General features: G+C 50.2%; 19 protein-coding genes and 2 rRNA genes (1 of these 21 running past the window's edge). 15 read left to right on the top strand and 6 right to left on the bottom strand.

What is annotated here, in order from left to right; translation table 11 throughout:
- From ACJJIB_RS00320 to ACJJIB_RS00310, 3 genes are all read left to right on the top strand, one after another.
- A 23S ribosomal RNA gene (locus ACJJIB_RS00320) occupies window positions 1–1004 on the top strand; it begins 1876 nt to the left of the window's first position.
- Window positions 1005–1212: 208 nt separating this feature from the next.
- Window positions 1213–1328 (top strand): 5S ribosomal RNA (rrf, locus tag ACJJIB_RS00315).
- Between the two features lie 806 nt (window positions 1329–2134).
- Entirely contained in the window at window positions 2135–3133 is a 999-nt protein-coding gene (locus ACJJIB_RS00310; RefSeq protein ID WP_444887501.1) for a YncE family protein, read from the top strand.
- A gap of 33 nt (window positions 3134–3166) precedes the next feature.
- On the opposite strand, the gene ACJJIB_RS00305 is transcribed toward ACJJIB_RS00310, so the two are convergent.
- Together ACJJIB_RS00305 and dtd are read right to left on the bottom strand one after the other, a co-directional pair.
- A complete protein-coding gene (locus tag ACJJIB_RS00305) occupies window positions 3167–3688 on the bottom strand; it encodes a GNAT family N-acetyltransferase (protein WP_444887500.1) in 522 nt (173 codons plus the stop codon).
- A gap of 128 nt (window positions 3689–3816) precedes the next feature.
- Window positions 3817–4254 (bottom strand): D-aminoacyl-tRNA deacylase, encoded by a 438-nt coding sequence (dtd, locus tag ACJJIB_RS00300; RefSeq protein ID WP_444887499.1) that lies wholly within the window; start codon window positions 4252–4254, stop codon window positions 3817–3819.
- Between the two features lie 62 nt (window positions 4255–4316).
- On the opposite strand from dtd, the gene ACJJIB_RS00295 reads away from it, so the two are divergent.
- The 5 genes from ACJJIB_RS00295 to ACJJIB_RS00275 all read left to right on the top strand — a co-directional run bounded on the left by ACJJIB_RS00295 (window position 4317) and on the right by ACJJIB_RS00275 (window position 11413).
- Window positions 4317–6449, top strand: coding sequence for a prolyl oligopeptidase family serine peptidase (locus tag ACJJIB_RS00295; protein WP_444887498.1), 2133 nt, complete (start codon window positions 4317–4319; stop codon window positions 6447–6449).
- Window positions 6450–6675: 226 nt separating this feature from the next.
- Entirely contained in the window at window positions 6676–7665 is a 990-nt protein-coding gene (locus ACJJIB_RS00290; protein ID WP_444887497.1) for an SDR family oxidoreductase, read from the top strand.
- Between the two features lie 180 nt (window positions 7666–7845).
- Window positions 7846–8439: a DNA-3-methyladenine glycosylase I gene (locus ACJJIB_RS00285; protein ID WP_444887496.1), complete on the top strand. Its 594-nt coding sequence runs from the start codon at window positions 7846–7848 to the stop codon at window positions 8437–8439.
- A 75-nt stretch (window positions 8440–8514) separates the two neighbouring features.
- Entirely contained in the window at window positions 8515–9360 is an 846-nt protein-coding gene (locus ACJJIB_RS00280) for a mechanosensitive ion channel family protein (RefSeq protein ID WP_444887495.1), read from the top strand.
- A gap of 160 nt (window positions 9361–9520) precedes the next feature.
- Window positions 9521–11413, top strand: coding sequence for a DUF885 domain-containing protein (locus tag ACJJIB_RS00275; protein WP_444887494.1), 1893 nt, complete (start codon window positions 9521–9523; stop codon window positions 11411–11413).
- 290 nt (window positions 11414–11703) lie between these two features.
- Here ACJJIB_RS00275 and ACJJIB_RS00270 read toward each other — a convergent pair whose 3' ends face one another.
- On the bottom strand, window positions 11704–12927 hold the full coding sequence (locus ACJJIB_RS00270; protein WP_444887493.1) for a patatin-like phospholipase family protein: 1224 nt from the start codon (window positions 12925–12927) through the stop codon (window positions 11704–11706).
- Window positions 12928–13138: 211 nt separating this feature from the next.
- On the opposite strand from ACJJIB_RS00270, the gene ACJJIB_RS00265 reads away from it, so the two are divergent.
- Genes ACJJIB_RS00265 through ACJJIB_RS00255 form a run of 3 tightly spaced genes read left to right on the top strand, consistent with a single transcriptional unit; the run spans window position 13139 to window position 14828 of the window.
- Window positions 13139–13918 (top strand): hypothetical protein, encoded by a 780-nt coding sequence (locus ACJJIB_RS00265; RefSeq protein ID WP_444887492.1) that lies wholly within the window; start codon window positions 13139–13141, stop codon window positions 13916–13918.
- Window positions 13919–13942: 24 nt separating this feature from the next.
- Window positions 13943–14074 carry a hypothetical protein gene (locus ACJJIB_RS00260; protein WP_444887491.1) on the top strand — a complete coding sequence of 44 codons (132 nt, stop codon included), beginning with the start codon at window positions 13943–13945 and terminating at the stop codon, window positions 14072–14074.
- Window positions 14061–14828: a VIT1/CCC1 transporter family protein gene (locus ACJJIB_RS00255; RefSeq protein WP_444887490.1), complete on the top strand. Its 768-nt coding sequence runs from the start codon at window positions 14061–14063 to the stop codon at window positions 14826–14828. Before ACJJIB_RS00260 ends, ACJJIB_RS00255 begins: the two co-directional genes overlap by 14 nt.
- Before the next feature lies 1 nt (window position 14829).
- Here the strand turns inward: ACJJIB_RS00255 and ACJJIB_RS00250 are convergent, their stop codons facing one another.
- A complete protein-coding gene (locus ACJJIB_RS00250; protein WP_444887489.1) occupies window positions 14830–15906 on the bottom strand; it encodes a GGDEF domain-containing protein in 1077 nt (358 codons plus the stop codon).
- A gap of 167 nt (window positions 15907–16073) precedes the next feature.
- On the opposite strand from ACJJIB_RS00250, the gene ACJJIB_RS00245 reads away from it, so the two are divergent.
- The 3 genes from ACJJIB_RS00245 (at window position 16074) to ACJJIB_RS00235 (ending at window position 18426) form a co-directional block, all read left to right on the top strand.
- Window positions 16074–16592: a macro domain-containing protein gene (locus tag ACJJIB_RS00245; protein WP_252083731.1), complete on the top strand. Its 519-nt coding sequence runs from the start codon at window positions 16074–16076 to the stop codon at window positions 16590–16592.
- A gap of 148 nt (window positions 16593–16740) precedes the next feature.
- On the top strand, window positions 16741–17715 hold the full coding sequence (locus tag ACJJIB_RS00240; protein WP_444887488.1) for a phenylacetaldoxime dehydratase family protein: 975 nt from the start codon (window positions 16741–16743) through the stop codon (window positions 17713–17715).
- Window positions 17716–17799: 84 nt separating this feature from the next.
- Window positions 17800–18426 (top strand): class I SAM-dependent methyltransferase, encoded by a 627-nt coding sequence (locus tag ACJJIB_RS00235; RefSeq protein ID WP_444887487.1) that lies wholly within the window; start codon window positions 17800–17802, stop codon window positions 18424–18426.
- 27 nt (window positions 18427–18453) lie between these two features.
- Here the strand turns inward: ACJJIB_RS00235 and ACJJIB_RS00230 are convergent, their stop codons facing one another.
- The gene (locus tag ACJJIB_RS00230; RefSeq protein ID WP_444887486.1) at window positions 18454–18753 is read right to left on the bottom strand and encodes a hypothetical protein; all 300 of its coding nucleotides are present in this window, start codon (window positions 18751–18753) and stop codon (window positions 18454–18456) included.
- Between the two features lie 77 nt (window positions 18754–18830).
- Here ACJJIB_RS00230 and ACJJIB_RS00225 point away from each other — a divergent pair, with 77 nt between their 5' ends.
- Window positions 18831–19388: a dienelactone hydrolase family protein gene (locus ACJJIB_RS00225; protein WP_444887485.1), complete on the top strand. Its 558-nt coding sequence runs from the start codon at window positions 18831–18833 to the stop codon at window positions 19386–19388.
- A gap of 142 nt (window positions 19389–19530) precedes the next feature.
- Here ACJJIB_RS00225 and ACJJIB_RS00220 read toward each other — a convergent pair whose 3' ends face one another.
- The gene (locus ACJJIB_RS00220; RefSeq protein WP_444887484.1) at window positions 19531–21528 is read right to left on the bottom strand and encodes a glycosyl hydrolase family 18 protein; all 1998 of its coding nucleotides are present in this window, start codon (window positions 21526–21528) and stop codon (window positions 19531–19533) included.
- Between the last annotated feature and the right edge of the window lie 195 nt (window positions 21529–21723).

The following is a 21723-nucleotide window of genomic DNA, read 5'->3' as shown; positions in this document are numbered from 1 at the left end:
ACGGCGGCCGTAACTATAACGGTCCTAAGGTAGCGAAATTCCTTGTCGGGTAAGTTCCGACCTGCACGAATGGCGTAACGATGGCCACGCTGTCTCCACCAGAGACTCAGTGAAATTGAAATCGCTGTTAAGATGCAGTGTACCCGCGGCTAGACGGAAAGACCCCGTGAACCTTTACTACAGCTTTGCACTGAACTTTGAGCCTATTTGTGTAGGATAGGTGGGAGGCTTTGAAGCAGCGACGCTAGTTGTTGTGGAGCCGTCCTTGAAATACCACCCTGGTATGTTTGAGGTTCTAACTCTGGTCCGTTATCCGGATCGAGGACAGTGTATGGTGGGTAGTTTGACTGGGGCGGTCTCCTCCCAAAGAGTAACGGAGGAGTACGAAGGTGCACTCAGCATGGTCGGAAATCATGCAATGAGCATAATGGTATAAGTGCGCTTGACTGCGAGACAGACATGTCGAGCAGGTACGAAAGTAGGTCATAGTGATCCGGTGGTTCTGTATGGAAGGGCCATCGCTCAACGGATAAAAGGTACTCCGGGGATAACAGGCTGATACCGCCCAAGAGTTCACATCGACGGCGGTGTTTGGCACCTCGATGTCGGCTCATCACATCCTGGGGCTGAAGCCGGTCCCAAGGGTATGGCTGTTCGCCATTTAAAGTGGTACGCGAGCTGGGTTTAGAACGTCGTGAGACAGTTCGGTCCCTATCTGCCGTGGGCGTTGGAAATTTGAGAAGAGTTGCTCCTAGTACGAGAGGACCGGAGTGAACGAACCTCTGGTGTTCGGGTTGTCACGCCAGTGGCATTGCCCGGTAGCTATGTTCGGACGGGATAACCGCTGAAAGCATCTAAGCGGGAAGCCTCCTTCAAGATTAGATTTCCCTGACTCCTTGAGAGTCCTAAAGGGCCGTGGAAGACTACCACGTTGATAGGCTGGGTGTGGAAGCGTTGTGAGGCGTTGAGCTAACCAGTACTAATTGCCCGTGCGGCTTGACCATACAACAGAGATGGTTACTAACGACTAGCTAAGCTAGCGGATTGTGGAATGAAAGACACACAATGATCGCTTGCGGTGTATTACTACAGATTGTTTTACCGACTTATTTGGGGTTATCGCCGGTCACCAACATGACCGAGGCAAACAGCGATAACACGGCAGGCTAAGCAAAATTGCTTATAAGACCAACGCCAACCCAAGCCAGTTTGCCTGACGACAATAGAGTTGTGGAACCACCTGATCCCTTGCCGAACTCAGAAGTGAAACGCAACATCGCCGATGGTAGTGTGGGGCTTCCCCATGTGAGAGTAGGTCATCGTCAGGCTTCTAATCCGAAAAGGGCCACCCAACAGGGTGGCCCTTTTTTTATGTACAAAAAAATTGAATGCATAAAAAAATAAACACAGAGAATAAAAAATAAATTCAAAATACAGAAAAATAAAAAGCCCAATCGAATTTTTACTCGCAACACTCCCGCCGAAAAATCCAACTCGCTAAAAGCCAATGAAAAAAGCGCAGGCTCTAAAAAGCTCCGAGGAGCCTTCCCTCCTATAAATAAAGCACTTTCTTAAATTTTTTCTGTAAGGAAAAAATGGAAATACAAAAAAATAACGCGCTTTATTTAATCTGCACCTCAAGCACCACCAAAAAAACACCTGAAATTAAAAAGTGCTCTTTAACCTAGAAAAATCATTGCGTTGAAAAAAACGGCGCAGAAATACCAATAAAAATACCGGTGATTTTTTGCACGTTTTAATGAACCTGTGCAACCACGGGGCCTGGCGCGGATATACCGCAGTTATGCACAAGTCTATCCAGACTTTCTGTTAATAACGCCAAGCGGTGGAAAGTGGATAAATGGCTGGTGTTTTTTTACCCGTTGAAAAGGGCCCCGCGGAAACAGGGGCCTGAGCATGGATATCCCTGAGTTATACACAGCTCTATCCATGGATTCTGTTAGTAATTAGCTCAAATAACACTAGAGCTTATAAAACTATACAGTCAGAGCCTGTTTCTAGACCCTAGCCAGAGGGTGTCTTGCACTTTTAACTATACTGACAGGCCATAGGCGCCTAAATAGTTGTGCCATGTGAATAACTTCCAGTTGGGACCAAGTGGTGAGGAGCTCTAATGCGTTGGTCGATTCTTTCTAGCCTAATTCTCCTGAGCCTGTTTCTGGGTAGTTTCACTTTTGCGAGTACCCTAATAGTGGGAAATAAATATGAAGGGACAGTCAGCTTTATTGACTTGGAAAATGGGAAGGAAATCAAGCGAACGGAAACTGGTGGCTCCCCACACGAACTTATTTTGTCCCCGGATAAATCAAAGGTTGTGGTGGTTTCCTATTTGGAAGATGGCTACGTTGGCGAAGAGTTAAATGTCTTTGATGTGGCTACGGGCAAACGCTTGAGCATTATCGATATTAGCCCGCATATGGGCCCTCATGGTATTGCTTGGCTGGGAAGTGGTGATGACCTTATCGTGACCACTGAAGAAACTCATGATGTGATTAAGGTTGATACTGTCGCAGGCAAGGTACTCGGTTCTGTATCAACAGACCAGATAGGAAGCCACCTGCTGGCTTTATCTCCGGATACTAAAACTGCATATGTCACCAGTCGTGGCTCGGATACTTTCAGCGTGATCGATACGGACACTATGACCTTAAAAAAGACTCTTCCGGCCGGTGATGGTCCTGAGGCGGTATGGGTCAGTCCCGATGGGAAAGAGCTATGGATAGGTAATAATCGCTCAAAAAATATTTTCATCTTTGACACGACTAGTTTAAAAAAGAAGGATGTCATTGATGTTGGTTACCTTCCCATTCGCATCAGTTTCCATCCCGAAGGGAAGCTGGTTGCAGTTGCGGATCTACAGGGAAACCGGGTGGTGATTTACGATGCGGCAACCCGCAAAGAGCTTAAGAGTATTGACTTGGGCGCTGCCTCTGCACGGGAACCGGCTTCACTACTCTTTACCCCCGATGGTAAGTATCTATATGCCGGATCACAGAGAGACGGGAAGGTGGTCGAAATAGATACCGACAAGTGGGAAATCAAGAGAATTTTTAAGGCTGGTCAGGGGGCTGATGGCTTGGAGTGGAGTCCGGTAACGATTCAGCCCGAGTAAATTCTATATAATATTTTTTAATGGTGGATGTTGTTAGAGGGCGACGGTGTAGATCATTAGATCCTGGGACTTTCCATCGATCGTAAGGTATGCGGGGATGGTGCTACTGTGGATTCCACCGGCCCGTCTTGCAACCGCAATGCTAGCGGTATTTTCAGAAAGGCAGTGTATTTTTATCTGGGCTACACCAGCTTGTCTTTTTAGTTCTTCGCAAATCCTCGCCACAACTTTCGCCATTACACCTTTGCCCTGGCAGTGAGCCGAGAGCCAGTAGCCAATTTCGGCACTCTTGTTTTTCTGATCAATTTCTTTGACACCGATTATTCCAGAGAGTTGGTCATTAAAAATGATCTTGTACCAGGCAGAGCCATTGTGTTTACTATAAATACGCTGGCAAATATATTGTTTGGTCGACTCCATATCCTGTACAGACTTTGCCCAGTACAAATATTTTTCCAAAAGTGGGCGGTTATCTTCTATTAGATAAAAAAGCTCCTGGGAATCTTTCTCCTGTAGAAATTCCAGATAAATATCTTCTGTTACCGTTAACCGCATGCGGTTTTTCTCCTTGGTGGTGGAATCTCTCAAGTGAGACGATTTTATAAAAATGCAGTTTTTACTTAATAAGTTTACGAGGATTTGCCCCAGCACTTCAGACTTGGAGAATGAAGCTCTTAAGGACTTTAGGTTTCCAGCATAAAGGTAACCGGGCCGTCATTGAGAAGAGACACTTGCATATCTGCGGCGAAGATTCCGCTGGCTACCGGTGTAAATTCGGCATTAGCGCGCTCAAGAAAATAATCGTACAGGCCCTCGGCATGTTGTGGGCTGGCGCCGCGACTGAAGCTGGGTCGAAGGCCGCGTTCAGTTTCAGCGACTAGGGTAAACTGGCTTACGACAAGGAGCCCACCAGCGGCCTGTTGCACATTGTGGTTCATACGGCCGTTTTCATCGGGAAAAATCCGATAATTCAGTACCTTATGCAGTAATTTGTCTGCGCTCTCACGGTTGTCTTTAGACTCCACTCCCAACAGCAAGAGTATACCGTGCTCAATAGCAGCCACCGACTGGCCAGACACCTCTACGCGGGCTTGGCTGACCCGCTGGATTAATCCTTTCATCTCAGACCTCTCTGTCTCTCTGGAACCCTGCGAGTAAATCGCCTAGATTAGCGGACTGATTCATGCAGAGAAACCGAGAATACCGTATGAAGAAACAGTTAATGGCACTCCTGGTTGGGGCTCTGGCCACAGCCGCTGTGCAGGCGGTGGAAACCTACCCCAAGAGTCAGACTATTGAGCACATAGATGAATACTTCGGTGTTGAGGTATCCGACCCCTTTCGTTGGATGGAGGACATGTCTAATGAAGAGGTTAAGGAGTGGGTCAAGGCACAGAACAAGCATGCGTTACCTCGCCTGAAGGATCTGCCAGGCTGGCAGAAGATCAACGATCGCCTCACTGAATTGTGGCGCTACGAGCGCTATGGCGTGCCCTATAAGAAAGGTGATAACTACTACTACGATTACAACAACGGCGACTGGGATCAGAACATTTTCTACCGCGCCGGGGAGCTTGCCCAGGATGGCAAGCCTATGCTGGACCCACGCAGCTTGAGTGAGGATGGCACCATCGCAGCGAAACGACTTAAGGTCAGCCCCAAGGGGCGTTACCTGGCCTATGGTATTTCCGATGGTGGCACGGACTGGACAGACTACCGTATTCGCGACTTAAAGACCGGCAAGGACCTAAAGGAGCAACTGACTGGGATCAAGTTCAGTGATGCCAGCTGGGCCCCAGATGAGTCGGGCTTCTATTACAGTCGTTACCCATTCAACAAGGATGGCAGTGCCGATGATAGCAAGCAGGTCGCTGTCTATTTCCATCGCCTGGGAGACTCCCAGGAGCGCGACCAATTGGTATACCGTATTACCGACCATCCCACTCGCAATCCTGATGCAGAGGTAAGCGATGATGGCAATTATCTGCTGTTCACCATTTTCGATGGTTATGATTCCAATGGCTTTTACTATCGCGATTTACGCGATGACACCGGCAAAGTCATCAAGCTGCTGGATGACTGGGATGGCCTCTATCAGTTTCTCGGTAATAAGGGCAGTACCTTCTTCTTCGAGACCAGTGCGGGCGCACCGCTGGGTCGGATAATTGCGATCGACCTGGCGAAGCCACAACGGAAATACTGGCGTGACCTGGTGCCGCAGGCAGACAGCGCCCTGCAGAGTGCCAGCTATATTGGCGACCGGTTTGTGCTGCACTATTTAAAAGATGCCAAGTCGCGAGTGCTGGTGACTGACATCAATGGTAAGAAGCAGTACGAGCTGAAATTGCCCGGCGTGGGCTCTGTGAAGGGTTTTTACGGTGAGCCGGATGAAGTGGAGACCTTTTATTCTTTCTCCAATTTCATTACCCCACCGAGTATTTATCACCTGAATGTGCAGACCGGTGAAAGCAAAATATTTAAGCAGCCGAAATACGCTGCAGACTTCTCTGACTTAACCGTGAGCCAGCACTTCTATAAGAGCAAAGACGGCACCCGTGTACCTTTATTCCTGGTGCATAAGAAGGGTATGAAGCGCGATGGCTCCAACCCCACACTGCTGTATGGTTATGGTGGTTTCAACTCTGCTCAGTTGCCACGCTTTTACAACCGCTTTGTGGGCTGGTTGGATATGGGCGGTACCCTGGCGCTGGCCAACCTGCGTGGGGGTAGCGAGTACGGTGATGCCTGGCATCAAGCAGGTACCAAGACCCAGAAGCAGAATGTCTTCGATGACTTTATCGCCGCAGCCGAGTGGCTAATCGCGGAGAAAGTTACTTCTCCAGAGAAGCTGGGTATCAGTGGGCGCTCCAATGGTGGATTACTCGCCGGCGCGACCCTGGTGCAGCGTCCGGACCTGTTTGCCGCGGCACTGCCGGTAGTGGGTGTGCTCGATATGCTGCGCTACCACACCGCTTCCGCCAACGCACGCCAGTGGTCCAGTGACTATGGTCTGAGCGAAAACCGCGAGGAATTTAAGGCGTTGCATGCATACTCTCCGGTTCATAATACCCGCGAGGGCTCTTGCTACCCTGCCACCCTGATCACCACCGCCGACCGCGATGATCGTGTAGTGCCCTGGCACAGCTACAAGTTTGCGGCCGCCCTGCAGCGGGACCAGGGCTGTGAAAAGCCGATATGGCTCGCGGTGGAGACCCGGGCTGGCCACGGTGCCGGCAAGCCGGTATGGATGCAGGTGGAGGATTTCGCCAACCAATGGAGCTTCCTCGCCCACCAGCTGGGAATGAAAATCGAGTAACCTTTCCCATCGACTCAATGTGTAGATAGTGGGGGCCGTGTTGGTGCCCCCGTTCAGACACTGCGGATTGGGTTTAACCCTGGGGCTGCATCAGCAACAGTGTTGGTGCACAGCCCACCTTGTCGAGATTGTAGTACTACCTGCGGTTTACCCTCCCGGGGTGTGGAAGTCTTGGCAGAGGCTATCACTGGGTATGAATAACAAAAAATAATCATCCGGTGGATCTATGAAACATGCATTCGTGACCGGGGGCAGCGGCTTCCTCGGTGCCAACCTTGTCGAGCAACTGAAAACCGATGGCTGGCGGGTAACTGCCATGCATCGCAAGACCTCCAACACAGAGAGGCTGCGCAACATGGGGGTGGAGCTGGTTGAGGCCTCCCTGAACGATTCAGACTCACTGCGCTCAGCTATTCCTGACGATGTCGATGCCCTTTTCCATATGGCGGCCAATACCAGTATGTGGCGCGGTGGCAATGCACAGCAGTGGAAGGACAATGTGGAGGGGGCGGCGAATATTGCAAAGGTTGCGAGGGAGAAAAATGTTGGCCGTATGATCGTGACCAGTTCGATCTCCGCCTACGGTTACCACAGGGATACGATCACCGAAGAGAGCGAAAAGCGTGCAGACGATCCCCGCCATCATTATCTGTATACCAAGAAGCGTGAAGAAATAGCGGTACGCAAAGAGATCGACAAGGGATTGGATGCGGTATTTCTCAATCCTTGTGCAATCGTGGGGAAATTCGATACCAGTAGTTGGGCGCAGACATTTTTTCTAATCGATAAAAACCAATTACCTGGCGTGCCGCCGGGTTGGGGGTCTTTCTGTCATGCCGGGGCGGTGGCTCGGGCGCATATCGAGGCGGTCGAAAAGGGTCGCTGTGGAGAGAATTATATCCTTGCCGGCACCGATGCCAGTTTTCTGGAATTTTTTGGCAAGATAGCCGAGCTGCTGCACAAGCCTGTGCCGAAGCGTACAACTCCCGCCTTCGTTATTCAGTCTATCGCCTGGTTCTCTGATGTATGGTCGCGTGTGAGTGGTAAGGAACCGGTAATTACCCCGGAAAAGGCCACCCTGGTGACGCGCCGGGTTGTAGCTAGCAGCTCCAAGGCAGAACGCGAACTCGGCTATCAATCAGAGGTGACATTGGATGCCATGTTGTGCGAATGTCGCGACTGGTTAGTAGAGCAAAAATTATTGGAGATAAAGTGAATCGCAGTAATATTATTTTTATCCTGGTTTCCTTGTTGTTGGTTCTGCAATTGATTCAGCACTATTTCTTTTCCGGAGCCCAATAGCACTGGTCCTCTCCTTTTTGCTGGCTGTGCTCGGTATTGTTACCGAGCGCCGTCACTGCTTGAGATTAAGGAAAATAAGTTTTAGGAACCTATTATGGAAGAGAAACGCTGTGGCTGGTGCCTGTCCACCCCGCTATATCAAAGCTACCACGATGAGGAATGGGGTCGCCCGGTAACCGATGAGGCCACCCTGTTTGAGTTTCTGCTGTTGGAGGGGGCCCAGGCCGGGTTGTCATGGATAACCGTATTAAATAAGCGGGAAAACTATCGCCGTCTTTTCGATAATTTCAATGCAGAAAAAATTGCGCGCTATACGCCGCGTAAGATTGAAAAGTTACTGCAGGACCCGGGGATCATACGCAACCGTCTCAAAGTGGAGTCTGCGGTTAAAAATGCCCGCGCAACTCTGGCACTGCGAGAGAAAGGGCAAACACTCTCTGACTTTCTCTGGCAATTTACCGACGGCAAGGTGATCGTGAATAAACCCCGTTCCCTCAAGCAGGTACCGGCCAGTACAGCGGAATCTGATGTAATGAGTAAAGCGCTTAAAAAAGCTGGCTTTAGTTTTGTTGGCTCTACCATTATGTACGCTCATATGCAGGCCACGGGGATGGTTAATGACCATTTGCACACTTGCCCTGCGCGTCAGCGCTGCCTGGATGAAGCCGAGGCGGCGGGACTACTTTAGAAAGTAAATAACCGCTGTGGTTAGTCGGTTCCGATCTTTATTATCAGCGCGTTTGCCAATGAACAGGAGGCCCCTATGAGTCTTGATGGTATTGGTGAAAGTTACTGGCCCCTTTTCACTGCTGGCTTTTTACGGATTGCGGCCGCAGTGCTGGTTATTGCAGTGACTCTGGGGGTGGGCCACTTGGCGCGAAGCGCTATAAATCGATTAACCAGCCGGCTCGATGCGACACTGGTGCCGGTGCTGCGCAATATTGCGACCTGGGCCATTTATATTGTCGGGGCGCTGGTGGTTCTGGATGTGTTTGGGATCAATACCACGAGTCTGATCGCCTTACTCGGTGCCACCGGTTTGGCGGTGGGACTGGCCTTAAAGGATACCCTGCAAAATATTGCGGCCGGTTTTATTTTGCTGAGTTTGCGCCCCTTTCGTGTCGGCGATGTGATTCAGTTTGGCCAGACCATGGGCACAGTGCGTCAGGTGGGTCTTTTTACCACTGCGTTGGATACTAGCGATGGCCTGCGAATTACAGCACCGAACAGCACCATTTGGGGACAGACTCTCACCAATTACAGCCACAATCAGACTCGTCGTGTCGAAATAGTGGCGAGCATCGCCTACGGAGACGATATCGAGGCGGGTATACAAGTATTGCGCCGACTAGTGGCAGATGAACCGCGAATTCTATCGGAGCCGCAGCCGAGCTTCGCGGTTCGCGCACTGGGGGATAGTGCGGTGAACCTGCAAGTTCGGATTTGGACACCGACTGTTGAGTACTGGGATGTCTATTGGACTCTCATGAAGCGCTTGAAACCCGCCCTGGAGGGCGCGGGTTTAACGATCCCCTTCCCCCAGCGGGAGCTGCATATTGTGCAGAAGCCCGAGTGGCCCGATCCCAGCTCCCCCGAGACGAAGACATAACACAGAGTCCCAATGGTCCGCCATCTTAGGCGGAATCCTCACAAGACTGCTCGTCTCGACGCGCAGATATAGCGTTTGAAAGAGCCCGAATCGACAGTTCAAAGATTTCGTGTCAAAGTTAGCGGCGTTTTTTTGTACAACTTTTGACCGAGATAGGAAAATGCCGATTAAGCTGAACAACCCTTTGATCCCCAGCCTGCTGGCTGTCGCTATCCTTGCGGGCTGTCAGGGCGATAAGAGCGCTCAAGCAGGAGCGAATGCCGACAAAGCTCAAAGTGCCGTTGCCGAGGCTCCTGTAACCGTTGATGCGGTGGCTGAGACCAAGCGTCTGACCGAATGGCTGGATGCGCGTTACGAAGAGCAGCTGCAGTTCAGCCCCATGCAGCTGTCCTATCTCGGCCGCAAGGAGCAGTACGACCAGATCGACGATATGAGCGAAGCCGCTGAGGCGCGCCAGCTGGCCTGGATGGAAAAGGCCGTTGCAGAGCTGAAGAAGAACTTCGACTACGACAAGCTGAGTCAAGAAGGGAAAACGTCCTACGATATCTGGGTTTACCAGTTTGATCAGGCCAAAGCCGCCGAGCCCTTTAAGCGCCATGGCTATATTTTCGAGCAGATGGGCGGCGTGCAGTCGCAACTGCCCAACTTTCTGCTGAACTTCCACAAGGTGGACAATATCGAGGATATGCAGGCGTATATCGCCCGTATCGGCGGTATTTCCCGGGCTATCAATCAGCTGCGCGAGCGCGCTGAGCAGTCTGCCAAAGAGGGCATTCGCCCACCGCGCTTCGCTTACGAGGGCGCGATCGAGCAGTCCAGCAAGCTGATCGACGGTGCTCCCTTCACCGATGGTGAGGACGCCCCCCTATGGGCCGGAGCCAAAGGCAAAGTCGCTGAACTGTTGGAAGCCGGCAAGATTGACCAGAAGCAGGCCGATAAGCTGACCGCAGACGCGCGCAAGGCCCTGGAGATTGAGTTCCTGCCAGCCTATAAGACCCTGATTACCTGGCTGGAGAAAGATGTGCAGAAGGCCTCTGCAGAGCCTCAGGGTGCCAGCAGTCTGCCGAATGGTATGGCCTACTATAACCAGCGCCTGGCAAATACCACCACTACCAGCCTGACCGCCGATGAAATCCACAATATCGGCCTGAAGGAAGTAGCGCGTATTCGCAGCGAGATGGAGACCATCAAGAAGCAGGTGGGCTACGAGGGCAACCTGCAGGAGTTCTTCACCTTTATCCGTGAAGATGGCCAGTTCTACTACCCCAATACTGACGAAGGCCGCCAGGGTTACCTGGATGATTCCACGGCTTTCCTCGACGACATCACCAAGAAACTGCCGGACTACTTCGGCCTGCTGCCCAAGGCTGAGCTGGTGGTTAAGCGGGTGGAATCTTTCCGCGAGCAGGATGGTGGTGCCCAGCACTACTACCCGGGCACTCCAGACGGTTCTCGCCCTGGCATCTACTATGCGCACCTGTCTGACATGAGCGCCTACTCCACGACAGATATGGAAACTGTGGCTTACCACGAGGGCAACCCCGGCCACCATATGCAGATTTCCATCGCGCAGGAACTGGAGGATATCCCACAGTTTCGTACCCAGGCGCACTTCACCGTATATGTCGAAGGCTGGGCCCTGTACTCTGAAAAACTGGCTAAGGAGATGGGTGCATTCGAGGACCCCTACAACCTGTTTGGTCATCTGACCGCAGAAATGTGGCGCGCTATCCGCTTGGTAGTGGATACCGGCATGCATGCCAAGGGTTGGAGCGAGGAGCAGGCGGTAGAATACTTCCTGGAAAACTCCGCGATTCCTGAAACAGCCGTGCGCTCCGAAGTACGCCGCTATCTGGTGTGGCCGGGTCAGGCTACCGCCTACAAGATCGGGATGCTGAAGATTCAGGAGCTGCGCAAGCAGGCTGAGGAGCAGCTGGGCGACAAATTCGATATCCGCGGTTTCCACGACACCGTACTGGGTGGCGGTGCACTGCCGGTCCCAGTCCTGGAGAGCCGAGTGACTGCTTGGGTAGACTCAATTAAGAGCGCTTAAAAGCTAACTTGGTTATTGAATTAAAGCCGGGCATTGCCCGGCTTTTTTTATGAGGGTGACTCTTACCTTCCCCGTTTTTTAATTTTTTGGCCAGAGAGAAAAAATTAAAGCTCTCATTATTCATTAAACCTTAAGAGTGCATCGGAACTGCTGGGTAAATTTTCAAGCCAAAACAGTTGGGAAAGTTTGATAATAAACTATATGGGGTGGTGGGAGTTAAAGAATTGTTTTCCCGGAATGATTAGGTTGACTTAAGATTTTCTCAGCTTTTTAGTTTTTAAAGATTGACGTTAATCCATGCGGCTGAGGTGTCGGATAATGTTTCTTATGCTGCATTTATTCTCGTTGATTAATTTTTCTGAATAATATTTTAGGTGATGCAACAGGTCATAGTCGAATATGCCCACGAAAGGTTGGTCAATATCCACGTTGAGAAAATCGTATTCGATACGCCCCTTTTGGGAAAGAATTTTGGCAATCTCTAAAGTGTAAAGTTGGTTTTTATCCATAGAGCGCTGCATGTTGGTAAAAGCATCATGAGCCCAGTGAATGCGTCCCCATTTTCTCAGCGAGTGGTACTTCATACTTGAGCTTAGTAGTTTTGGATATCCAGAGCACAAGACCAGTATGTAGTATTTTTTTTCTGGGAAGTCATGAATAATGTCTCTCAGAATTAAACTAGACGGGTTGTTTATAGCTATAGCCGCGTCTGCAAAAACACAACAAATATCCTTATCCTTATCCTTATCTGCTGGATAAATTTTGAAGGAAGATTGACCGTTGGACTTCATCGATTCAAAAGAGACTGGAGGGAAAGCCGTCTCGGCACTAGCTGCAGCTGTTACCAATTGGTATAGGCTGTTTGTGGGTAAATCTAGGGCCGCACCTCCTCGATTTTTGAATAAAAAGATTTCTCCGCTATCTATGTTTAATGTTGGAATAATAACGTAGTTATCTAAATCATTAAATTTTAAATCTTTTGTGTAGTATTTCTCCATGATCTCATGTAGGCGTCGGCCGAAATAGGCTGGTGAGAAGAGCCCAGCCCCGGTGAGCAGCTTGTGATACCAGGGGGATTTAAAGATATAAGTCGTTTCATCTTTATAAATATTGATTAGGTAGTCTAGGTGAGAAATATTCTTGCCATAGTGGTCTGGAATAGCAGTACCTGGGATGTTGATTCCAGTTGTTATAACGGCTCCAGTGGATACTCCGGCAAAAACATCAAATACTTCATTAATCGGTTTTCCTAGGTTTTTCTCGATATATTGCAGGACATAGAGGGGGATAAGTCCGCGAACGCCCCCACCCGTAATGATTAGTACTTTGATTGTGTCTTTATCTTGTAGATGATCTAAGTTTCTAACAAATCTTTTTGAGATAAATTCTCTGTTAAAGGTGACTGACTGAGGAAAGCATTTGTTATAAATATAGGCCGTAAGAGCGTAAGCTCCAGATAAAGCTGTTAAGGTGAAGAATAGCTTTTTTGTTAGCTGACCGGCTAGTTTCAACATAAAAAGAAACCATGTTTGTTCAGTAACTAGTCCTTAAGCAATGCACCTTTCTCACCGCGAAAACTATTGTAATGTAAAATTTATACCTAATTTGAAAATCGTTTGGTTTTGATTTATATGGCCCCAAAGAGGAGAATGTCTTTTGATATCACCTGTTGGAAGTAAGGTGTCTAGCTTATGGAAGGAATTAGAACTTAAAAAAAGGCTGAGTATGAAAAAAATTATTATTATTTTATGTTTTTTAATTGCCCAATTAGTTGCTGTTCCACTTTGGGCCAAGACGGATACTAAGGTGGTTTCTACCGAAATTACCGTGCGTGCCAAAGCTAAGGATGCCAAATTTATCGGTTCCTCCATTGGGGGGGCCATGGTCATTATCCGTGTGGCAGATACTGGAGAAATTCTCGCACAGGGCTTGACCCAGGGGAGCACCGGCGATACTGGTAAGATCATGAAGACCCCGCGTGAGCGCTATGTGCCTATTGCCGAGGGGGCCGCTAAATTCACCGCTAATCTGGATATTACTGAGCCAGTTTTCCTTACCATTGAGGTTCTGGCCCCTTACATCAAAAAACAGGCCCGCGTGGTGGCGCAGACCCAGACCTGGTTGGTGCCCGGCAAGCCTATTGGTGGTGAGGGCTTGATTGTGGAAATCCCCGGCATGGTGGTGGACCTGCTCAGTCCTCAGACTCACCTTTACACCGGTTTGGATAAGAGTCCATTCGAGATCCGCGCCAATGTGGTGATGATGTGTGGCTGTTCCTTCACCGATGGTGGCTTATGGGATGGCAGCAAGATTGAAGTCACTGCAATAGTGAAGCGAAATGGAGGCGAATTTGCCACAGTGCCACTGAAAATCCAGGACACTATGAATACCTTTAGTGCGCCCTTCGCCACGGATTTACCCGGCGTCTACGAAATTCTGGTTTACGCTTATGACGCTAAAACCGGAAATACCGGTGTCGATAGGGGCAGTTTTATCGTGAAATAAACTGGATTGGCCGGGGCCAAGGCAATGAGCGGAAATCGGACAGGGGACTATGAGGTGTTTATGCGTGGTATGAATACGCGAGTCCCCGGCTTTTATCGCTCCGCTGTAAATCCCGGTCAGGTGCTCCTGCTGGGCCTCTGCTATGACGGGACGTGAGCAAAAGGGAGCGCTGTCCCGGAGCGAGCTGCTGGAGGAGCACCGCCCAGAACGGATCCACGCCCGCCTGGGGCGAGAGCCGAAATCTCAACGGGTCTCCGATTTTGTTCTGGGGGCCATCGATGGCTGCGTTACCACCTTTGCCATAGTGGCCGGTGCCTTCGGTGCGGGTTTTTCCGAGTCGGTAGTGTTGGTCATGGGGTTCGCCAACCTGATTGCGGATGGCTTCAGTATGGCGGTGAGCAATTACGAGGCCGTCAGCGTGGAGCGTGAACAAGCTGCGGCGGCCACGCGTATCGAACGCGAGCATATCGCACTGGTACCCGAGGGGGAGCGAGAGGAGATTCGCCAGATATTCCATCGCAAGGGGTTTCGCGGGCAGGTGCTGGACGAGATCGTCACTACCATTACCGCCAATCGCCAGCTATGGATTGAGACCATGTTGGCGGAGGAATACGGTATCAGCCGCACCAAACGCAAACCTCTGGGCAGTGCTTTGGTGACCTTCTTCGCATTTATTGGCATGGGCACCGTGCCGCTGTTACCCTACCTTCTCTCGCCACTGAACTCGTCACAACAGTTCTACAGCAGCGTTATTCTGGCGGCTTTAACCTTCTTTGCCATCGGTCTGTGCAAGGGCCTGGTATTTTCCCAAAAGGTTTGGATGGCGGGCTTCAAGACCCTGGTATTTGGAGGCGGTGCCGCCGCACTGGCATTCGCCGTAGGCTTCTTCCTGCGCGACCTTATCACTTGACCTAGGCGGCTACTACTCGGTTGCGGCCGCTGTTCTTTGCCCGGTACATACGCTTGTCTGCCTCCGCCAGCAGTTGGTTGTGAGGGTTGCCGCTCCCCTCTACCACGCCAAAACTGATGGAAACTTTTACCGGCTGTACGTAGCGGCGGCTCAGGGCCTCGACCTTGCGACGCAGTTTTTCTGCCAGCACCCTGCCGCCGCGCACATCGGTATTGGGCAACAGCAGCAGAAATTCCTCTCCGCCCCAGCGTGCAACAACATCTTCTGCGCGGGTGTTTTCCCCGAGGATTTTCGCTACGTCCTGCAAAATGCGGTCGCCAAAGCCGTGGCCGTAGGTATCGTTAATATTTTTAAAGTTGTCCAGGTCGCCAATCAGTATCACGTATCGGCCTTGTAACTCCTTGTTGCGCCGTTCCATATCGTGGATAGCCCGGTAGGCCTCGCGGCGGTTCGCCAGCCCGGTGAGGGCATCGGTGGAGGCGCTTTTTTCCAGTTCACCGGTGAGGCGTTCGAGTAGCTGTTGGGTGTGGTGGCGACTGCTGTCGAGTAGTGCGGTGAGAGCGGTAAGAGCGCCAAAAACCGCAATAAAACGTGCGCGATAGGCGGTGTCATATTCCGCCTTCAGGCCGGGGAAGTCCGGGTAGAAAAGAGCCGTAGCGGTGACTAGGCCGATGGCGATCAGCGCCACTGTGCCGGTCTTATAGCCGTATAAATTGATAAATCCTGGCACCAACATCACCGCCCACATTAGGCCAGTGTTGTTAACCCCACCGGATAACAGCAGATAAAAGTAGAGTACCAATAAAAGAATGCCTACCAGTAGCGGTGTTTTTTGGCTGGGACCCATCACATTGATGGTGACATAGGAGCAGAGTATCACTACTGCGGCGGCGGAAAGGGTCGTGGCCTGCAGAATATCGGCGGCGCTCAGGGCGATAACCGCCATGGCACCGGTTACCGCCATGGCAAAAATTAACATGTAGGAGGAGGCCATGATACGGCGGCGCAGGTCGATGCGCTCCAGCTCCGCCACAGGTGTGTTTAGTGCGGTGTGATGCTTGTTATACCCTGAGTTCATAGTCGTCTCTGTTCCTGTACAGACTGCAACTTCCGTCGGTCGTAAGCGCGATTCCTGTCACTTAATTCACCGGCAGAGTGAAGCTGCGCCGAGTATAGGAGGATTCGCCCGATGACCAAAGCCGCGAGCTACAGTATCTGTAAAGCAAACGTTAGAACTGAGAAACCGTGACACAAATTCATCTGACTTGGGGCAATATCCTGACATTACGTGGGGACGCACTGGTGTGCCCCGCGCACAAACATCTTATTCGCGGGCGCGGCCTTTCGGCGCAGATTTATGCACAGGGTGGCGTTGAGCTTGCGACTCAGTGTGGTAGGCAACTGAAGTGTGCCGTTGGTGAGGCGCGGCTAACCAACGCCTATCATCTGCCGGTGGATTATCTGCTGCACACGGTTACGCCGCAGTGGAGCAGTGGTGATCAATGGGGCGCTTTGGCCATTGGCCAGCTACGGCGCTGTTATGAGAGTGTATTGTGCCTTGCGAGGGAGAAGGGGTTGAAGCGAATTCTCTTTCCCGCATTGGGTGCGGGTACCAATCGATTTCCCCATGCCATTTCCGCACACCAGGCCCTGGAAGTTCTCAATGAGTATTCTGGTGAATTTGATCAACTGACGGTTTGTTTACATTCTCCCGCCGCTCTTGGAGAGTGGGAGAGGGTTGAGCGGCGTTTCTACACGGTGTGAGATTACCTGATCGCAAAAGTGTACTGTCGTGCTTATTTAGTAAGGACTAATTAAGCCTTTTCACAATGCCCTTGAAGAAGGCTGAAGAAGTTGTGCCTTAACTAGAAGTTAGGCACTTACAAAGCTGAGATCGAGGAGAGAATAAAGCTTGAAAAATCGCCCCGTGAATTTCAAGCCTCCCTACCCCGCATGGGAGCTAGAGCTTCCCTCTAACCATTGGTATGTCCAGTGCCAGGTTGGCTTACAGTTTGCGAGTGGACAACGTGACGATTCGCTATTCCGATTGTTGGCCAGGTTTTTATCCAGTGCTAAAGGCTTGCTGCACTTTGAGCGGGCGGGACACATCGATGTTCAGGGAGCTTATAACGATATTGCTATAGCCTATTGGGACAACGATGAATCAATGGGGAAATGGCTTAGGGAAGAAGCTACTGAGTTACGGGAAATTATTCAGAGTAAGTCGGGATTTTGGTATGAGGCGTTAGCCGCTCCACGCTCACACTTTGAAGTATCTTCCTCCACACCTGTGGCTGACTGGGGGATTTTTCGCCACTTTGATATTTGTGAGCAGCATGAACACGCTTACTGGGGTGCGATGCGGGATCGAATTAGTGCGGCGGAGAATGATGGGCTTCCGGGTCAACTGCAAACCTTGCGGGCAATACCGGTTGGGAAACAGTCAGATACAGAAATATCTCTTCCCGGTAATTTATGTATGATTCGTACAGTTCAAGGGTACTCGGCAGCCAGTTCCGCGGAGCGGCATGCCTACCGGGAATCTCTGTGTTCCGAGTATGAACAGGGGGTGCATTATTTGCAGTCAAACCCAATAGAATCGTGCTGTCTTAGTGCTCGCCTGTTAAATGATGAGCATCCTGCACTGGGCAGGCCGGACACTGAAACTATTGCTTGGTTTGCATCCCTGGCGGATTTGGAAAACTGGGTACATCACCACCCTACCCATAAAGCTATTTATGCGGCTGCGCAGTGTTATGCGAGTCGCTTCGCCTCTGGGATGCAACTTTTGTTGAGTCACGAAGTGGCAGTAGTGCCGCATGGCAAGGGGCGGGCTTTTTATCAGGGCTGTCATCCTGATACAGGGTTGAAGCGTTTTCTCAAGTAAAAGTAAAGTGTATCTGTAGCTCTCAGAAAAGTGATATAGACACCTTAAAATAAAAGCAGTGAAGTTATTTTAATGTGTTATTGCATGGCAATTAAGTCGGTTCCATACGAAATTGATGACATTATTCGCAAGGTATATAAATACTCTGATTTGGGTAATTATCTTGATGAGGAGAATCGTTTTCTAAGAAATCTGGTTTCCGAGGGATCAACGCTTATAGATTTTGGTTGCGGTAATGGTCGTCATCTCAGGCTATTAAACGATCGTCTTGAACTCGGATTGGGAATAGATAATGACCATGGGCATATTGCGAGTGCACGAAATTTGAGTAAAGGAATAAGAAACCTTCAATTTTTACTTGCAGATGCCAAGACATTTACATCGGAGCGTAGGTACTCTATCGCCATATCTATGTATAACACGGTTGGTAATATTTACCCAGCGAGTAGAGTCATCGAAGTAATGCAGAGCGTATGCCAGCGTAAAGGGAAATTGATTGTAAGCGTTTTCTCAGAACAATCTATCGAAGAAAGAGTGGTGTTTTATCAGAAAATTGGTTTTGGTATAAAGCGGGTTTCAGAGAACTCCATTCTTACAGACAAAGGTGTGGAGTCCTCTCATTACAGCAGGGTACAAATTTCCAGGTTGATTCCTGGAGCTGAAATTATACCCTGTAGCAAATTCGGATGGCTGGCGGTTAAGTCAGTTTAAATGAATCTGATGATCGATTATCTCTTGTTAGATATTTCTTGCCACTGGGTTTTTAACCATATAATCGTACACTTTGTTAAAAAGTTTGTGCATCCAAAACTCGACATTATCAACACCTTCAATGGATTTATGACTGGCATGGTCTTCAATTGACAAGTCGGTCATATCCCAAAATCCCAGGGCTACTAGGGTGGCTTCCCCAGAGGACTCTATTTCTTTTCTGGATGATACAAACTCTAGAAGAAGGTTATTTTCGAGTTTTTTGGCATAGTGAATAGCAAGTACCTTTGATTTTTTGGTGCTTTCATTAAATTTAAGTATCTTCATGGGGCTTAGTTTTAATTTATTGTTGTCGGGAAGGCAGCTGCCTCGGAAATTGTAAAAACTACAAGGTATTAATATTAATGAAGGTAATTGTTGTTTCTGATATTTGGGGGCGGACAGAAGCCTTGGACGCCCTTTGTTTGCGAACTTTTGAGGATTATACAATCCTGGATCCATACTCCGGTAGTGAGATGAACTTTGAGATCGAGGGGGATGCATATAAATATTTTATCAACGAATGCGGCCTGGAAAGGTACTATTCCTATGTAAGCAGTTACATTAAAGAGCAGCGTTATAGTTATAATCTGCTGGGATTTAGTGTGGGAGCAACCGTCGCTTGGATGTTAGCCTGTAGTGATCAAGCTGAATTTATTAAAAAAACAGCCTGCTTCTATGGTTCCAGGGTTCGCTATCTTCTCAATGAGAGGCCAACCCGAAGTGTAGACTTTTTTCTGGCAAATAAAGAGCCCTCCTTTAATGTTTTGGAGTTCTCCCGCGAACTCTCCAATATACCGATGGTGACTTTACATAAAACACAGTTTTCTCATGGATTTATGAATAGTTGTTCTGAAAATTTTAATCCTGAAGCTTACAGGCACTACCGTGATTGGCTGAAAAGCTGGGCTAATGGTGCCTAGGCAACAGAGTGTGGAGAAGAAAAGGGTTGGAAGCTGAGGTCTGAAAAGGGAGGGCTAAGAAAAAGGTCTGAATATTTTATGTAAAAAATAAAAGGACCCGAAGGCCCTTTTATTTCCTGGAAAAGTAAAATCTTAAAGATATTTACTGACAGGAGCTCGCTTCCCAGTACTGCGGCGCTGCAGCCGGAGACCACCAGTTGGGTCCGAAGGTAGAGACGTATACCTGGCCTTCGAAAGTTACCTTATCGCCAACTTCGTAGCCCGCATCACCCGCGTAGGGCTGTTGGAACACTGGGCAGGAATCTGCCGAGCCCTCATCGCCATTGTTGCCATCAGAATTTCCGTCTGTGTTGTCACCGGAACCGTTATCTGTATTGTCGCCAGATCCATTATTGGTGCCGCTGTTATCGCCTGACCCTGTACCGGAATCGTTGCCAGAGTCGCCGCCGCTTGTTTGACAGGTGGTTTCACTCCACAGCGATGGTGCCGCACTCGGAGACCACCAGTTTGGCGCATGAGTGGATTCGTAGGCGACACCTTCGAAGACAACAACATCACCGACCGCATAGCCTGGATCGCCAGCATAGGGCTGCTCAAACGCCTCGCAGGCAGAGTTTCCGGTGCTGCCGCTATCGCCAGTGTCTCCAGTATTCCCTGTGTTGCCGCTATCGCCGGTGTCACCCGTATCTCCGGTGTCCCCGGTATCCCCACTGTCGCCGGTATTTCCAGTATCACCCGTGTCGCCAGTACTTCCAGTGTCTCCGTTGCCATCATCCCCAGAGCTCGATCCGCCTTGCCCGAAGACCTCCAGCGCCGCATCCAGAAGTGGATACTGGTATTGGTTATTCTCGCGCAGCATACCGCCCCGGAGCTGCCAGATCATTACACCGCCCAGGTCTTGCTCGACCACGTAACGGGACCGCTCGGCGATTGAGGTGGTGTCCTCGAAGGAAATGAAGCCGCCATCTGGGAACCACCCATAGTGAGTGACTGCTTCTGGGTCATAGGCGGTCTGGAATGATGCGTCGCTCTGCATTTTCTCAACGATCTGGTAGTAACGCGTCTCGGTGTCGGAACCCCAGTGAGCGACATCCTGCCCCGATGCGGCTTCGCCGATCGCGGTGGCGCCGGCGACACTGCGGCCGTAGTGAGACATACCCAGGATGATTTTTTCTGACGGGATATTGCCTTCAGTCATCCACATATTGCGGCAGCTGTCCGCGTCGAAGCCTTCGTTGACCTGGCCGGCATAGGGGTAAAGTGGCGAGGTGTGCTGGGCTACTGAATCCCAGTCGCCACCGAAGTCGTAGGTCATCAGGTTGACGTAGTCGAGCGTTGCACCGACCTCGGCAAAATCGTAGCCTTCTTGTGCAATCGATGGGCCGCAAGCGACGGCGGCGGTTAGCTCCAAGCGCTTGCCGGTCTCGGCTTCGACTTCATCGAAGCGCGCACGCAGCTCCTTCAGTAGTGTGGTGAAATTTTCTTTGTCGATCGAACGGCCACCGTTGGGTGCATAGCCCGGATATTCGAAGTCGAGGTCGAGTCCATCGAAGTCCCAGTCGGTTAGTAGGGTTACCGCATTTTCGATAAATGCTGCACGTGTGTTGGCGCTTTCCATCATCTCAGAGACTTTATGGGAGAGAGTCCAGCCACCTACGGAGAGAATCGCCTTGGCACCATCGTCGTGTACCGACTTTACGAAACCGGATTCGTGATCGTTCCAGCTCTGGCAGACTGCGTCCTGCTTGCTTGGATCGTACTGGCTGTAGGGATGCCAGAACGGCGGTGAGCACTTGACCGGACCATTGCCGGCGCCGCCGGAGAAAGATTGAGCCCCCATTCCGTAAAAGACATAGGGATCAGTAAAGTAGATGGTGCCCTCTTCGTCATTCCAGGCAAAGGCGTATTGCACATGGGTCAGTTTGGAAAAATCCACATTGTCGTGGGTGAAGGAGGAGTCGGCCCAATACTCCCAGTCGGCCCAGTAAGCGGAAACACGTTTGGTTTCCTGGGCGCTGACATTGGCACTCAGCACGAATGCCGCAGCAAGCGTTGCTACTTTTTTTAATCCAAATCCGCGCTCATTGCGGCACCCCACTAACATCCCTGTTCGATCCTGAAATTGCAGGAAAGAAAACATTACAGTGACCTCCCATGGGCCTTAATTACGATGAAACTTAGCGTTATAGAACTAAACTTTATAGTTGAGGAAGTTGGAAAAAAACTGGGGGATAAAAGTTCCATCTGAAACTGAGAGCCCCATCGTAACTAACTCATTTTTCCCGACAAATTGTGCAAGAAAAGTGAAAGAATCAAGATGTAAACCGCTCTTTAC

The organism is Microbulbifer mixtoriginis (SeqCode), from assembly GCF_052467705.1.
The sequence above is the reverse complement of the archived record's forward strand: the minus strand, read 5'-3'. Positions and strand labels throughout refer to the sequence as shown.